Raw genomic sequence first — 14,007 nt, forward strand, 5'->3', positions numbered from 1 at the left:
GGGCGGCGAAACTGCGGCCGGGGGATCCTGCCGGTCGGCGGCCTATCCCGCGGGCCGGCGAAGATCCGCGGCCCGCACTTCCGACGGGGTCAGGCCGTAGCGCGCCTTGAAGCGGCGATAGAAGGTCGAGGGTTCCACCAGCCCCAGCCCGAAGGCGATGTCGGCGATCGGCTGGCCCGCGAAGCGCGGATCGCCGAGGCGGCCATGGATCAGCGCCAGCCGCCGGTCGGTGACATAGTCGGACAGGCTGCCGCCGGTCTCGGCGAACAGGCGGCGGACATAGCGGGGGCTCATGCCCAGGTGCCGCCCGACCATCTCCGCCGACAGGCGGGCATTGGCCACGTTCTCCTCGATATATTGCTTGATCGCCCGCAAGCGGGCGGCCCGCACGCCGCGCCCGGCGACGATCTCCTCCACCTCCCGCGTGGTGCCCAGCGCTGCCGCCAGCAGGTCGGCGATATGCTGCGAGACCAGCGGCGCCAGCCGCGGCGTCAGCGGCGTGCGGCTGACCGCCTGGAGATAGTCGAACAGCAGTCGCGTCTCCGGTGCGTCGGGCCGAAGGGCATCGGGCGCGACATCCTCGACATGCCGGACCAGCGGCTCCAGCAGCCGCCGCGAGAGCTGGACGCACACCGTCCATTCGCCCTGGCGCGCCTCGGCACGCCAGGCCCGGTCGAGCGGCATGATGCACGGGGCGCCGGGCACGGTCTCGAGAGCGTGCGCCCGCCGGCTCTCGAAACGCCAGCCCCCGGCGATCCAGGAAACCGCCAGGTCGTCGTTTCCGTCGGCCATCAGCGCTTGCGTGCGCTCCCACGCCATCGGCGCCACCGCTCCTCGCGTCACGCTCATGCCCGGCAGCAGCGTGGTGACGGAATTGAAGCGCATCTCGTTGCCGTCGACCGGCACAAGATCCAGCCGCATGCAGATACGACCATAGTAATCGCGGATCAATTCTTCCCGATCTCGTCCGCCCAGCGCATCCGTCGACAATTCGACACGCTCGCCACTGGCCGTCATGGCCGACATCCCGCAAAACCGCCGCCCTCACCGGTTATCGCATGGAAATGGTTGCTTGATAAGCGGGCCTGTGCCGTCCACGCGACATGATTGTTCCGCCTGCATGACACGCGGGAACGGACATCGAGGCATTCTCGCCGCCGCGAATAGCCTTAATTTTCAACGCATCATTACAAAATTCGGAGGAAAAAATGCATAAAATTCGCACATTGACGCTGGTGACTGCGGGCCTGTGCCTGTCGATACTTGTACCGACCCAGTCATTCGCCGCCTATACCTGCATGAATCCCGCCATCTGCCGGGCGGTCTGCGGCGCACCCACCTGCGGCCAGATCACCGCGCGGGATGCCGACATTCGTGCCCTCGACGCGCCGGCGGCCAAGCTCGCCGCGACACCGGGCCAGCCGGCGGCCGGCAAGACATACACCTGCATGAACCCGGCGATCTGCCGCGCGGTCTGCGGCAGCCCCACCTGCGGCAAGCCCTGAGCCTCAAGGCGTGTAGAACCGCCCGCCGCACGCCGGCGGGCGGCTTCCGGCTTGAACGACCGCCACGACCGGGCAAAGCCTCTCGCACCCACCGCCTCTTGCCGCTGCCGGATCCGGTCGCTCATCGAGGTGGGCGGCAGGCCAACCCGCTGCGCCAGCTCGTTATGGGTGATGCGCCCCTCGACCTGCAGGATGGACAGAACCTTGCGGTCGATCGCATCGAGCGCGTGGTGCGTCAACGGCTTTCTGGCCATGTCGGAATCCCGGAGGCGCGACGTCCTCCCCATGCAGGCCGGACTTAGCCCCCCCGCCGGGAGAGATCAACTCCTTGTGCCCATTGCGCACGCGGTTTCGCGACATGCCCGCGCGATGCGCCGCCCCCCTTGCGCGGCGACGCGGCGTGCTTTAGCAAGCCCGCCCTTTCCGCGTTCCGCATCATGCAAGGAGGTGTCATGACCGCCTGCGGCCTCGATTTCGGCACCTCGAACACCACGCTCGGCCTCGATGGCGGCGGCGAACCCCGGCTCGCCGCGCTGGAAGGGACGGCCGACACGCTGCCGAGCGCCATCTTCTTCCCGCGCTCGGGGTCCGCGCTGGTGGGCCGTGCCGCCATGGCCGCCTATGTGGAGGGCCAGCAGGGGCGGCTGATGCGCTCGCTGAAATCGGTGCTCGGCACCTCGCTGGTCGACGAGACCACGCCGGTGGGCCGCCAGCGGCTCGGCTTCAAGGCGGTGATCGGCGCCTTCCTCGCCGAGGTGAAGGCGCGCGGCGAGGCGGCGGCCGGCGGGACGCTGCGCGAGGTGGTGCTCGGCCGGCCGGTGCATTTCGTCGATGGCGACGCGGCGGGGGACGCGCGGGCGCAGGACGTGCTCGGCAGCATCGCCCGCGACATCGGCTTTGCCGAAATCTCGTTCCAGTTCGAGCCCATCGCGGCGAGCCTCGATTATGAGCGCCGGGTAACGGGCGAGGAATTGGCGCTGATCGCCGATATCGGCGGCGGCACCTCGGACTTCTCCATCGTGCGGATCGCCCGCAGCCATGCCGGCCGCGCGGACCGGGCCACCGATATCCTGGCCAATGAAGGCGTGCGCGTCGGCGGCACCGATTTCGACCGCCAGCTGTCGCTGTCCATGGTCATGCCGGCGCTCGGCCATGGCAGCGCCCTGAAGCGCAAGGGCCTGTCGATGCCGGTGGGGATCTATCAGGACCTCGCCACCTGGTCCTCGATCAACCGCCTCTATGACGGCCGTACCGCCCGCACCATCCGCGAGTTGGAGCGCGAGGCGGCCCGGCCGGACCTCGTGGCCCGCCTCGCGCGGGCGGTGGAGGACGAGCGCGGCCACGGCCTCGCCCTCGACGTCGAGGCCGCCAAGATCCGCGTGGCGGAGACGGGCGAGACGGTGCTCGACCTCGCGGTGCTGGAGGCCGGTCTGTCGGTCGGCATCGCCCATGCGGACCTCGTGCGGCACACCGGCCTGCTGGCGGAGCGCATCGCCGGCAAGATCGCCGCCTGCCTCGCCGCCGCCGGCCTTGTGGCCGACGAGATCGACGCACTGTTCCTGACCGGCGGCTCGACCCGGCTGGCGCATGTGCGCAACGCGATCCGCGCCTGCGTGCCGGCGGCACGGGTGATCGAGGGCGACACGTTCGGCTCGGTCGGCACCGGCCTCGCCATCGAGGCCGGCCGCCGCTACGGCTAGACCGATCTTCGACAGGCCCGGCGACTTCCCGGCCGGCGCGATGGCCGCCGGAACGTGGCGTTTGCCGGCGCGGCTGACTATGGTCGCGCCTCCCGAAGCGATTCCGTGAGCCGCATGACAGCCGACATCACCTCCCTCGCCGCCCGCATCGCCACCGAGATCGGCGCGCGCCCGCAGCAGGCGGCCGCGGCGATCGCGCTGCTCGACGAGGGCGCGACCGTTCCCTTCATCGCGCGCTACCGCAAGGAGGTCACCGGCGGGCTCGACGACACCCAGCTGCGCCGGCTCGACGAGCGCCTCGCCTATCTGCGCGAGCTGGAAGCCCGCCGCACCGCCATCACCGAGTCCATCCGCCAGCAGGAGAAGCTCACCCCGGAGCTGCAGGCCGCTCTCGCCGGCGCCGCCACCAAGGCGGAGCTGGAGGACATCTACCTCCCCTACAAGCCCAAGCGCCGCAACCGCGCCGACATCGCCCGCGAGCGCGGCCTCGGCCCGCTCGCCGATGCCATCCTCGTTGACCGCGCCGCCGTGCCGGCCGAGCTCGCCACGGCCTATGTCGCCGGCGAGGTGGCGGATGTGAAGGGCGCGCTGGAAGGCGCGCGCGACATCCTCTCGGAAGCCTTCGCGCAGAATGCCGAGATCGTCGGCCGCCTTCGCGCCTATCTCAAGGGCAAGGCCGACCTGCGGGCCAAGGTGATCGACGGCAAGCAGGAGGCCGGCGCCAAGTTCTCCGACTATTTCGACCATGTCGAACGCTGGGCGAATGTGCCGAGCCACCGGGCGCTCGCCATGCTGCGCGGGCGCAACGAGGAGGTGCTCGATCTCGCCATCGAGGTCGATGCGGAGGATCCCCGCCCGGTGAAGCCGGTGGTGGCGATGATCGCGGAAGGCTATTCCATCGGCGACCGGCTGCCCGGCGACGCCTGGCTGATGGAGGTCGCCGGCTGGACCTGGCGGGTCAAGCTGTCGCTGCATCTCTCGCTCGACCTGATGACCGAGCTGCGGGCCCGGGCGGAGACCGAGGCCATCGAGGTGTTCGCCCGCAACCTGAAGGACCTGCTGCTGGCCGCCCCCGCGGGCACCCGCGCCACCATGGGCCTCGATCCCGGCATCCGCACCGGCGTCAAGGTGGCGGTGGTGGACGCCACCGGCAAGCTCACCGCCACCAGCACCGTCTATCCCTTCCCGCCGAAGAACGACGTGCGCGGCACCCAGGCCGAGCTCGCCGCCCTCATCCGCAAGCACGGCGTCGAACTGATCGCCATCGGCAACGGCACCGGCAGCCGCGAAACCGAGAAGCTGGTCGCCGACATGCTGGCCGATCTGCCGGCGCCCAAGCCGCTCAAGGTGGTGGTGTCGGAAGCCGGCGCCTCCGTCTATTCCGCCTCGGAACTCGCCGCCGCCGAGTTCCCGGCCCTCGACGTGTCGCTGCGCGGCGCCGTCTCCATCGCCCGGCGGCTGCAGGACCCGCTGGCCGAATTGGTGAAGATCGAGCCGAAGTCGATCGGCGTCGGCCAGTACCAGCACGATGTCGACCAGTACCATCTCGCCCGCGCCCTCGACGCGGTAGTGGAGGACGCGGTGAACGCGGTCGGCGTCGACCTCAACACCGCCTCCGCCTCGCTGTTGGCGCGGGTGTCCGGCCTCGGCACCTCGCTCGCCGAGGCGGTGGTCGCCCATCGCGACGCCAACGGCGCCTTCGCCAGCCGCCGGCAGCTACTGGACGTGGCGCGCCTCGGCCCCCGCACCTTCGAGCAATGCGCCGGCTTCCTGCGCATCCGCGACGGCAAGGAACCGCTCGACGCCTCCGCCGTCCACCCGGAGGCCTATGGCGTCGCCCGCAAGATCGTCGCCGCCTGCGGGCGCGACCTGCGCACGCTGATGGGCGACAGCGCGGCGCTGTCCGCCCTCGATCCCCGCAGCTTCGTCGACGAGCGCTTCGGCCTGCCGACGGTGCGCGACATCATCGCCGAGCTCGACAAGCCCGGCCGCGACCCGCGACCCGCCTTCCGCACCGCGACCTTTGCGGAGGGCGTCGACGAGATGAAGGATCTCCGGCCCGGCATGGAGCTGGAGGGAACGGTGACGAACGTCGCCGCCTTCGGCGCCTTCGTCGACATCGGCGTCCACCAGGACGGGCTGGTGCACGTCTCGCAGCTTGCCGACCGCTTCGTGAAGGACGCGCATGAGGTGGCGAAGGTCGGCGACGTGGTGAAGGTGCGGGTGCTGGAGATCGACCTCAAGCGCAAGCGCATCTCGCTGTCGATGCGCAAGGACGTTGCCGGGGCGGGCAAGCCGGCGGACAAGGCGCAGCCGGAGCGCGGCCTGCGCGACAACCGGGACCAGCGCGACAAGGGCGGCGCCAATCGCGGAGCGTCGGCGAAGCCCTCCCGCCCGGAACCCACCGGCGCGCTGGGCGCCGCGCTGCTGGACGCGCTGAAGCGGAAGTGAGGCCCAGCCGGGCAGCTGTCGCGACCACCTGAACCCCGGTGGGGTTCACCCTCGCGGGTCCGGCGGCCGATGTCCAATGACGGGTGGATCGGCGGCAGGGGCGGAAAGTCGAAGCGCGCCCTGCTCCCTCTCCCCGTCGGGGAGAGGGTTGGGGTAAGGGGTCTTCGACGGTGAGAGGCCTTCAGCGGGCGAGCGGCTTTGGCGCGTCCCGAGCTCCCCCCGCCCCCCGTCACACCCTGTATTCGTAGAGCAGCCGCGCCCGGATGGTGCCTTCCAGCGCGCGGATGTCGGCGAGCACCGCCTGGCTGTCGACGCCGGAAGCGTCGGCATCCAGCACCACATAGCCGACATCGGCGCTGGTCTCGTAATATTGCGCGGCGATGTTGACGTGGTGGCGCGCCAGCACCTCGTTGAGCCGGCCGAGCATGCCCGGCAGGTTGCGCTGCACCTGGATGAAGCGGGTGCCCAGCGGGCGCGCCGGCAGCTGCACCTGCGGGAAATTCACCGCGCCCATGGTGGAGCCGGTGTCGCTGTACTCGACCAGCTTGCGCGCCACCTCGGCGCCGATGCGCTCCTGCGCCTCCTCGGTCGAGCCGCCGACATGCGGGGTCAGGATGACGTTGTCGAGCCCCTGCAGCGGCGAGACGAACCGCTCATTGTTGGAGCCCGGCTCGACCGGGAACACGTCGACCGCCGCACCGCGCAGCTTGCCGCCGCGCAGCGCATCGGCCAGCGCGCCGAGATCGACCACCGTGCCGCGGCTGTTGTTGATGAGGTAGGCGCCGGTCTTCATGGCCGCGATCTCGTCGCGGCCGATCATGCCGTGGGTCGCCGGCGTCTCCGGCACGTGCAGGCTGACGACGTCGCTCTGCGAGAGCAGCTCGTGCAGGCTGCCCACCGGCTCGGTGTTGCCATGGCGCAGCTTGTCGGTGTGGTCGAAATAGATCACCCGCATGCCCATCGCCTCGGCGAGGTTGGACAGCTGCGAGCCGATATTGCCGTAGCCGACGATACCCAGCGTCTTGCCGCGCACCTCGTGGCTGTTGCTGGCCGACTTGTCCCACTTGCCCTCATGGGCGGCGCGCGAGCGCTCGGGAATGCGCCGCAGCAGCATGACGATCTCGCCGATCACCAGTTCGGCAACGCTGCGGGTGTTGGAGAAGGGCGCGTTGAACACCGGGATGCCCTGCAGCCGGGTGGCGTCGAGATCGACCTGGTTGGTACCGACGCTGAAGCAGCCGATGCCGATCAGCCGGTCCGCCGCCTCCAGCACCTCGGCGGTGATGTTGGTGCGCGAGCGGATGCCGAGCAGGTGCACGCCCTTCAGCGCCTCCCGCAGCGCCTCGCCATCCAGCGCCTTGGTCAGCCGCGTGAGGTTGGAATAGCCCGCGGACTTCATGATCTGCACGGCGCTGTCGTTCACGCCCTCGAGCAGCAGCACCCGGATCTTGTCCTTGGAGAGCGACAGATGCGGCGAGTGGGAGAGATGATCGGGCACGATCTCGGTCCTTCGGCGATGAATGGGCAGGAGAAGGAGAGCCGCGCCGGAATCCCGCGCCGCCGTCCTTCGCCGCGGAGCGGACGATCCGCGGGCGCGGGAACTTACCGCTTTTGCCGCCGCCGTCTAGGCGGCCAGGCGCGCGGGGCAGCCCTGCACCCTCGGCAGGTCTCGCCTGGCCGCCGCCGGTGCAGCCTTCACGGCCGGCGCAAATCGCGCTAGCAGCGTGTAGCGGGAGGCGACAGACGACATGACCTTCGAGACGGCGGCAACTCCCGAGGCGGCGATAGACCGGCTCGAAATTCTCTACGGTGCCGCGCGCGAGGCGCTCCGGCACGACCTGCACCGCTTCTTCGAGACCGGCCGCGCGCCGGATGCCGAGGAGCGCGCCCGCTACCGCTACCCGCTGCTGCGCGTGACCTACGAGCCCTCGCGCACCCTGCGGGCCCGCACCCAGCGCGGCTATGCGAAATTCGCCGTGCCCGGCGTCCACCAGACCACCGTGACGCAGCCGGGCGAGTTCCGCGCCTATCTCGTCGACCAGTTGACGCCGCTGGTGGAGGAGTTCGGCGCCACCATCGAGACCGGCGTCAGCCACCAGGAGATCCCCTACCCCTACGCTCTGGAGGGGGGCGACGAGCTCGGGCGGGGCAAGGTCACCGCCTCCGAGCTGGCGCGGTATTTCCCCACGCCGCTGCTGTCGCTGGTCGGCGACGAGATCGCCGACGGCACCTTCGATCTGGTGGAGGGCGAGCCGCGCCCGCTGGCGCTGTTCGACGCCGTGCGCACCGATTATTCGCTGCGCCGGCTCGTCCACTACACCGGCACCGACTGGCGGGCCTTCCAGCCCTGGATCCTGCTGACCAACTATCACCGCTATGTCGACCAGTTCGTCCGCCTCGGCCTCGCCGAGATCGAGGCCGGCACCGCCGAGGCGCTGGTGACGCCGGGCGGCATCCGCATCGACGCCGAGAATTTCGACGTCGCCGCGGTGGAGCGGGTGATGGCGGCGCCGTGGCACCGCTTCCAGATGCCGGCCTATCATTTGATCCGGCGCGGCGGCGCCGGCGTCACGCTGGTGAATATCGGCGTCGGCCCCTCCAACGCCAAGACCATCACCGACCATCTGGCGGTGCTGCGGCCGCATTGCTGGCTGATGGTCGGCCATTGCGGCGGGCTGCGGCTCACCCAGATCATCGGCGACTACGTGCTCGCCCATGCCTATCTGCGCCAGGACGGCATTCTCGACGAGCTGGTGCCGCCGGACATCCCGATCCCGGCGCTGGCCGAGGTGCAGGTGGCGCTGCAGCAGGCGGCGGCGGAGGTCACCGGCGAGCAGGGCGACCAGCTCAAGCGGCGGCTGCGCACCGGCACCGTCGTCACCCAGGACGACCGCAACTGGGAACTGCGCTGGGCCAAGGAGCGCCGACGTATCAACCTGTCGCGCGCCATCGCCGTCGACATGGAATCCGGCACCGTCGCCGCGCAGGGCTACCGGCTGCGGGTACCCTACGGCACGCTGCTCTGCGTCTCCGACAAGCCGCTGCATGGCGAGATCAAGCTGCCGGGCGCCGCCAACGCCTTCTACGAGCGCGCGGTGAGCGAGCATTTGAAGATCGGCCTCGCGGCGCTGGACAAGCTCCGGCAGGCCGGCGCCAGCATCCATTCGCGCAAGCTGCGCTCCTTCGACGAGCCGGCCTTCCGCTGACGCGCGCGGGTGCGGGCGCGTCTACCCCGCCTCCGGCACCTTCTCGATCACCGCCTCGTCGGGACCGATGGCGCGCCCGTCCTCGGCCGTTATGTCGAGCCGGAGCGGCCGGCCGGCGGCGCGATCGACGAGGCGCGAGCGCGGCTCCTGCGGCGCGAAGAGGTGGCGCTCGCCGAACTGCCGCAGCGCCACCATCACCGGGAACAGGTCCTTGCCCATGGCGGTGAGCCGATATTCCATCCGCGCACGCCCCTCCGCGGTCGGCACCGCGACCAGGATTCCGCGCTCCACCAGCGTGCGCAGGCGCTCGGCGAGGATGTTGCGGGCGATGCCGAGGCTCTTCTGGAATTCGCTGAAGCGCGTCATGCCGTCAAAGGCGTCGCGCACGATCATCAGCGACCACCAGTCGCCGATCACGTCCAGCGCGCGGGCGCTCGGGCAATAGTCCCCCTTCAGGCTCTTGCGCGCCACCATCCGTTCAGCTCCGGGCCCTGGTCAGCCAGTGGCCGATATTAGGTTGCATTATTAAACCTAACTCATTATCCCTGACATTGGTTTCATCATAGAACCAAAAACACGCGGAGCCGACAAATGGATAGGGGTGGAGACGTGGCGCCGGCCGGTGCCGCGAACGGCCTCGCGCCGCCGAGGGGCGCGCCGATGCCGTCCGCCGACGACAGGGCGACGCCTGCGCACGCCGCCCCGCTCGGCCGGCCGGCACTTTTCCTGTTTGCCCTCGCCGGCGGCCTCGCGGTCGCCAATGCCTATTTCGCCCATCCGCTGCTCGACGTGATGGCCGACGACCTCGGCCTCTCCCGCGCCGCCGCCGGCCTCGTGGTGGCGGCGACGCAGATCGGCTACGGGCTCGGCCTCGTGCTGCTGGTACCGCTCGGCGATCTCCTCGACCGCCGGCGGCTGATCATCGGCCAGTTTCTCCTCTCGGCCCTCGCGCTTGTCGCGGTGGCGTTCTCGAACTCGGCGGCGATGCTGCTCGCCTCCATGGCGGCGGTCGGGCTGATGGCGGTGGTGACGCAGGCGCTGGTCGCCCATGCCGCCGGGCTGGCGCGCCCCACCGAGCGCGGCCATGTCGTCGGCGTGGTCACCGGCGGCATCGTGCTCGGCATCCTCCTGGCGCGCAGCGTCGCCGGCGCGCTCACCGACCTGTCCGGCTGGCGCACGGTCTATCTCGTCTCGGCCCTGACGACCCTGCTCATGGCCGGCCTGCTGTGGCGCGCCCTGCCGCCGCAGCCGCGCCGCCACGCGCCGCCGCCCTCCTATCCGCGCCTCATCGTCTCGCTGGTCACGCTGTTCCTCGAGGAGCCGGCGCTGCGCATCCGCGCCATCCTCGCCATGCTGATCTTCGCCGACATCACCACGCTGCTGGCGCCGCTGGTGCTGCCGCTCGGCGCCCCGCCCTTCTCGCTGTCGCACACGCAGGTCGGGCTGTTCGGCCTCGCCGGCGCCGCCGGCGCGCTGGGCGCCATCCGGGCCGGGCGCTGGACCGATCGCGGCCACGGCCAGCGCGTCACCGGCATCGCCCTCGGGCTGATGCTGCTGGCCTGGCTGCCGATTGCCCTGCTGCCCCACTCCATCCTGTGGCTGGTGCTGGGCGTGATCGTCATCGACTTCGGGCTGCAGGCGACGCATGTCGCCAATCAGGGCCTGATCTACCGCGTGCGGCCGGAGGCGCAGAGCCGGCTGACCGCCGCCTATATGGTGTTCTATTCCATCGGCAGCGCGCTCGGCTCGTCGCTGTCGACGCTGGTCTATGCCCAGGCCGGCTGGCCCGGCGTCTCGCTCATGGGCGCCGGCATCGCCCTCGCCGCGCTCGTCTTCTGGGCCCGGACCCTGCGCGCCATGCCCGCCTGACCGGCAAGAAAAATCCCGGGCCGGCAGCGCCGACCCGGGATCCATCTCCGTACGACGAACGGCGCCGGCCGCTCAGAAGCTCGCTTCCGTCACCTGGTCCGGGGTGGCCATCTCCGTACCGAACCACTTCTTCTGGAGGGCGGCGAGGCGCCCGTCATGCTTCATCTTGACCAGCACGGCGTCGACCGCGTCCATCAGCGACTTGGCATCCTCGCCCTTCGAGCCGATGAAGCCGAAATAGACCGGCTTGCCGAAGGGCGGCTCCACCACCTCGAACACGTTCGGCTTGGTCTTGGCGAGATAGGCGATGTTCGGCAGCGAATTGGCCACCGCCACGATGCGCCCGGCGCCGAGATCGGCATAGGACTGGCTGAAGTCGACATATTCCTGCACCACCGGCGGCGTCGGCAGCGTCTTGCCGAATTCCTGAAGCTGCGCCAGCTGGGCGGTCGCCTTGGCGCTGCCCACCTTCTTGCCGGCGATGTCCTCCGGCTTGGTGATCGAGGCGTCGCCCTTCTTCTTCAGGATCGCCACCGTCGCGTTGGCGATCGGCGAGGTGAAGCGGTAGCGCTCCATGCGGGCCTTGGTGATGGTGGCGGGGCCGGCCACCATGTCGAACTTGCCGGCCTCGAGGCCCGGCAGCACGCTCGGCCAAGGCAGATCGAGGAAGGACACCTTGACGCCGAGCTCCTTGCCGATCTCGGCGAAGATCTCCTTGTTCATGCCGCTCTGCTTGCCGTCCTCGACGAAGTCGAACGGCGCGAACTGAAATTCGGTGCCGACCGTGAGCTCGCCCTTGGCCTTGACCTTGGCGAGCAGGTCCTCGGCCCGCGCAAGGCCCGTGAAGGCCAGCGAGGCGACGGCGCCGAGCGCCGCGAGGCGCAGGGCGCGGCTGACGGCGGAACGCCGGGTGAGATGGGTCATCGGTTTCTCCTGTTCCCCCGGAAGCTGCGGACGGCCGCGTGCCGCCGGTCTTCCTTATGGATAAAGTATAGACATGTCGCTTTGCGCCCCGCAACGCGCCGGTTGGCCGGGCGTCACGACGCGGCGTCCTCGCCGCCTTGCCAGAACACGTTACGCTCGAAGTAGTTCTGCAGGAACTGCCGCAGCCGCGGGTTCTCGTCCTTGCGGAACACCTGCTGCGGCGAGCCGGAGGCGGCGATCACCCCGTGGTCGATGAACACCACCGTGTCGGCCACCTGGGCGGCGAAGCCCATTTCGTGCGTCACCACCGCCATGGTCATGCCCTCGGCCGCGAGGTCGCGCATCACCTGCAAAACCTCGCCGACCAGCTCAGGGTCGAGCGCCGAGGTCGGCTCGTCGAACAGCATGATGTGCGGTTCCATGGCGAGGGCGCGGGCGATGCCGACGCGCTGCTGCTGGCCGCCGGAGAGCTGGCTGGGATAGGCCCCGGCGCGGTGGCCGAGCCCCACCTTCTCCAGCATGCGCCGGGCACGTTTTTCCGCGTCTTCCCGCGCGATCCCCCGCGCCAGCTTCAGGGGCATGGCGACGTTTTCCAGCGCCGTCATGTGCGGCCACAGATTGAACTGCTGGAACACGAAGCCGACATTGCGCCGCACCCGCGCCACCTCGGCGTCGGAGACCCGCCGCCGCTTGCCGCCTTCCAGCGCGAAGCCGAGCAGTTCGCCCTCGATATAGATCTCGCCCTCGCTGTATTCCTCCAGGAAGGCGATGCAGCGCAGCAGCGTCGACTTGCCGGAGCCGGACGGCCCGATGATGCAGGTCACTTCCGATTTGCGGATGGCGAGGTCGATCCCCTTCAGCACCTCGGCGGTGCCGAAGCGCTTCCACACGCCGCGCACGTCGATGATCGGGCGGGAGTTGGTCGCGTTGTCTGCGGTCATGTCCGCCCCTTCAGCTCTGGCTGCGCAGCATGAAGCGGCCGACCCGCTTCTCCAGCCGCCGCGCCGCCGCCGTGACGATTTCGAGGAAGGCCCAGTACACCAGCGCCAGGAACAGCAGCGTCTCGGCGAAGGCGAAGGTGGTGGAGCCGATCGACTGGATCACCGAGGTCAGCTCGTTCACGGTGATCACCGACAGCACCGCGGTTTCCTTCGACAGCAGCACCGTCATGTTGGCGAGCGCCGGCAGGATGATCACCAGCATCTGCGGCAATTGCACATGTCTGACGATATCGAGCCGGCCAATGCCCATCATCCGCGCCGCCTCGATCTGGCCGGGCGGCACCGAGAGGAAGCCGGCGCGGAATATCTCGGAGAAATAGGCGCCGCCATAGAGCGCCAGCCCGGCGATGCCGGCGGTGAGCGGCGTCAGATCGAGCCCGAAGAACGGCCCACCATAATAGATCACGAAGAGCTGGATCAGGAACGGCGTGCCGCGCATCACCGCGACATAGAGCGCCAGCGGCGCCGCCAGCCAGCGATTGGTGAACAGCTGCACCACCGCCACGGCGAGCCCGACCGCGAGGCCGATGGCCGTGCCCGCCGCCCAGATCAGGATGGTCAGCGCCATCCCGTCGAGGATCTCGCGCCAATTGTCGGTGAGGATGGCGAGGTTGAAGCTCATCGCGCCGTCTCCAGCCGGAAGCGGCTTTCGGCAAGCTGGCCGAGAAGGGTGATGGCGCCGTTGATCACGAAATAGATCGCCCCGGCGGTCAGGTAGATCTCCAGCGGCTGGAAGGTGGAGGTGGCGATGTTCTGGGCGAGCCGCGTCAGCTCCAGCACCCCGACCACCGAGATCAGCGACGAGGCCTTCACCATCATCGTCGTCTCGTTGACGAGGGCGGGCAGCGTGAGGCGCACTGCCAGCGGCACCTCGATGCGGGTCAGGATCTGCCGGCGCGAAAGCCCGACCATGCGCGCCGCCTCGATCAGCCCCGGCGAGATGCCGAGGAAGCCGCCGCGCAGGATCTCGGCGAGATAGGCGCCGGTGCACAAGGCCAGCGTGCCCACCGCCGCCACCGAGGAGGGCACGTTCACCCCGATCAGCGGCAGGCAGTAATAGGAGATCAGCAGCTGCACCAGCAGCGGCACGCCGCGGAAGAAGCTCACATAGAAGGCAGAGATGCCGCGGCCGAGGCGGGAAGCCGACAGGCCCGCCGCGCACATCAGCGTGCCGATGCAGAAGCCGATGGCGACCGAGGTCAGCGAATAGACCACCGTCCACACCGAGGCTTCGAGCAGCATCGGCAGCGATTTGATGATCAGGTTGAAATCGAACATTCAGTTTCTCGGACAGCGGCGGCCACGGACCGGGAGGCGCGGGGACGAGGAAGATCCCGCCCGTCCGCCGCCG

The 14,007-nt window shown here is 69.7% G+C and carries 12 protein-coding genes; 4 read left to right on the top strand and 8 right to left on the bottom strand.

Features of this window, described 5'->3' with window-relative positions:
• Nucleotides 1–42: 42 nt before the first annotated feature.
• Both KHC19_RS13995 and KHC19_RS14000 read right to left on the bottom strand, forming a co-directional pair.
• Entirely contained in the window at nt 43–1,017 is a 975-nt protein-coding gene (locus tag KHC19_RS13995; RefSeq protein ID WP_213352986.1) for an AraC family transcriptional regulator, read from the bottom strand.
• Between the two features lie 271 nt (nt 1,018–1,288).
• Nucleotides 1,289–1,759, bottom strand: coding sequence for an Lrp/AsnC family transcriptional regulator (locus KHC19_RS14000; protein WP_213352987.1), 471 nt, complete (start codon nt 1,757–1,759; stop codon nt 1,289–1,291).
• Nucleotides 1,760–1,957: 198 nt separating this feature from the next.
• On the opposite strand from KHC19_RS14000, the gene KHC19_RS14005 reads away from it, so the two are divergent.
• Entirely contained in the window at nt 1,958–3,205 is a 1,248-nt protein-coding gene (locus KHC19_RS14005) for an Hsp70 family protein (protein ID WP_213352989.1), read from the top strand.
• A 114-nt stretch (nt 3,206–3,319) separates the two neighbouring features.
• On the top strand, nt 3,320–5,656 hold the full coding sequence (locus KHC19_RS14010) for a Tex family protein (protein ID WP_213353081.1): 2,337 nt from the start codon (nt 3,320–3,322) through the stop codon (nt 5,654–5,656).
• A gap of 229 nt (nt 5,657–5,885) precedes the next feature.
• Here the strand turns inward: KHC19_RS14010 and serA are convergent, their stop codons facing one another.
• Nucleotides 5,886–7,154 carry a phosphoglycerate dehydrogenase gene (gene serA, locus KHC19_RS14015; RefSeq protein WP_343207723.1) on the bottom strand — a complete coding sequence of 423 codons (1,269 nt, stop codon included), beginning with the start codon at nt 7,152–7,154 and terminating at the stop codon, nt 5,886–5,888.
• A gap of 250 nt (nt 7,155–7,404) precedes the next feature.
• Here serA and KHC19_RS14020 point away from each other — a divergent pair, with 250 nt between their 5' ends.
• Complete coding sequence (locus KHC19_RS14020; RefSeq protein ID WP_213352990.1) at nt 7,405–8,862, top strand: AMP nucleosidase; 1,458 nt, start codon at nt 7,405–7,407, stop codon at nt 8,860–8,862.
• A 21-nt stretch (nt 8,863–8,883) separates the two neighbouring features.
• Here KHC19_RS14020 and KHC19_RS14025 read toward each other — a convergent pair whose 3' ends face one another.
• Nucleotides 8,884–9,336 carry a winged helix-turn-helix transcriptional regulator gene (locus KHC19_RS14025; RefSeq protein ID WP_213352992.1) on the bottom strand — a complete coding sequence of 151 codons (453 nt, stop codon included), beginning with the start codon at nt 9,334–9,336 and terminating at the stop codon, nt 8,884–8,886.
• Between the two features lie 186 nt (nt 9,337–9,522).
• On the opposite strand from KHC19_RS14025, the gene KHC19_RS14030 reads away from it, so the two are divergent.
• A complete protein-coding gene (locus tag KHC19_RS14030) occupies nt 9,523–10,731 on the top strand; it encodes an MFS transporter (protein ID WP_213353083.1) in 1,209 nt (402 codons plus the stop codon).
• A 72-nt stretch (nt 10,732–10,803) separates the two neighbouring features.
• On the opposite strand, the gene KHC19_RS14035 is transcribed toward KHC19_RS14030, so the two are convergent.
• From KHC19_RS14035 to KHC19_RS14050, 4 genes are all read right to left on the bottom strand, one after another.
• Nucleotides 10,804–11,655, bottom strand: a complete 852-nt coding sequence (locus KHC19_RS14035; protein ID WP_213352994.1) for a transporter substrate-binding domain-containing protein — start codon at nt 11,653–11,655, stop codon at nt 10,804–10,806.
• A gap of 113 nt (nt 11,656–11,768) precedes the next feature.
• Nucleotides 11,769–12,596: an amino acid ABC transporter ATP-binding protein gene (locus KHC19_RS14040; RefSeq protein WP_246548882.1), complete on the bottom strand. Its 828-nt coding sequence runs from the start codon at nt 12,594–12,596 to the stop codon at nt 11,769–11,771.
• Nucleotides 12,597–12,606: 10 nt separating this feature from the next.
• Nucleotides 12,607–13,278 carry an amino acid ABC transporter permease gene (locus KHC19_RS14045; protein WP_213352995.1) on the bottom strand — a complete coding sequence of 224 codons (672 nt, stop codon included), beginning with the start codon at nt 13,276–13,278 and terminating at the stop codon, nt 12,607–12,609.
• Nucleotides 13,275–13,919 (bottom strand): amino acid ABC transporter permease, encoded by a 645-nt coding sequence (locus tag KHC19_RS14050; protein WP_378297083.1) that lies wholly within the window; start codon nt 13,917–13,919, stop codon nt 13,275–13,277. The genes KHC19_RS14045 and KHC19_RS14050 overlap by 4 nt, the downstream gene beginning before the upstream one ends.
• Nucleotides 13,920–14,007: the final 88 nt, after the last annotated feature.

It is taken from the genome of Ancylobacter oerskovii, from assembly GCF_018390555.1.
Taxonomy (GTDB): Bacteria; Pseudomonadota; Alphaproteobacteria; order Rhizobiales; family Xanthobacteraceae; genus Ancylobacter; species Ancylobacter oerskovii.

Coding starts and splice junctions, on each gene's coding strand:
- KHC19_RS14000 (WP_213352987.1), bottom strand. CDS start 1,759: ATGGCCAGAAAGCCGTTGACGCACCACGCGCTCGATGCGATCGACCGC.
- KHC19_RS14020 (WP_213352990.1), top strand. CDS start 7,405: ATGACCTTCGAGACGGCGGCAACTCCCGAGGCGGCGATAGACCGGCTC.
- KHC19_RS13995 (WP_213352986.1), bottom strand. CDS start 1,017: ATGACGGCCAGTGGCGAGCGTGTCGAATTGTCGACGGATGCGCTGGGC.
- KHC19_RS14045 (WP_213352995.1), bottom strand. CDS start 13,278: ATGAGCTTCAACCTCGCCATCCTCACCGACAATTGGCGCGAGATCCTC.
- KHC19_RS14040 (WP_246548882.1), bottom strand. CDS start 12,596: ATGACCGCAGACAACGCGACCAACTCCCGCCCGATCATCGACGTGCGC.
- KHC19_RS14030 (WP_213353083.1), top strand. CDS start 9,523: ATGCCGTCCGCCGACGACAGGGCGACGCCTGCGCACGCCGCCCCGCTC.
- KHC19_RS14035 (WP_213352994.1), bottom strand. CDS start 11,655: ATGACCCATCTCACCCGGCGTTCCGCCGTCAGCCGCGCCCTGCGCCTC.
- KHC19_RS14010 (WP_213353081.1), top strand. CDS start 3,320: ATGACAGCCGACATCACCTCCCTCGCCGCCCGCATCGCCACCGAGATC.
- KHC19_RS14005 (WP_213352989.1), top strand. CDS start 1,958: ATGACCGCCTGCGGCCTCGATTTCGGCACCTCGAACACCACGCTCGGC.
- KHC19_RS14025 (WP_213352992.1), bottom strand. CDS start 9,336: ATGGTGGCGCGCAAGAGCCTGAAGGGGGACTATTGCCCGAGCGCCCGC.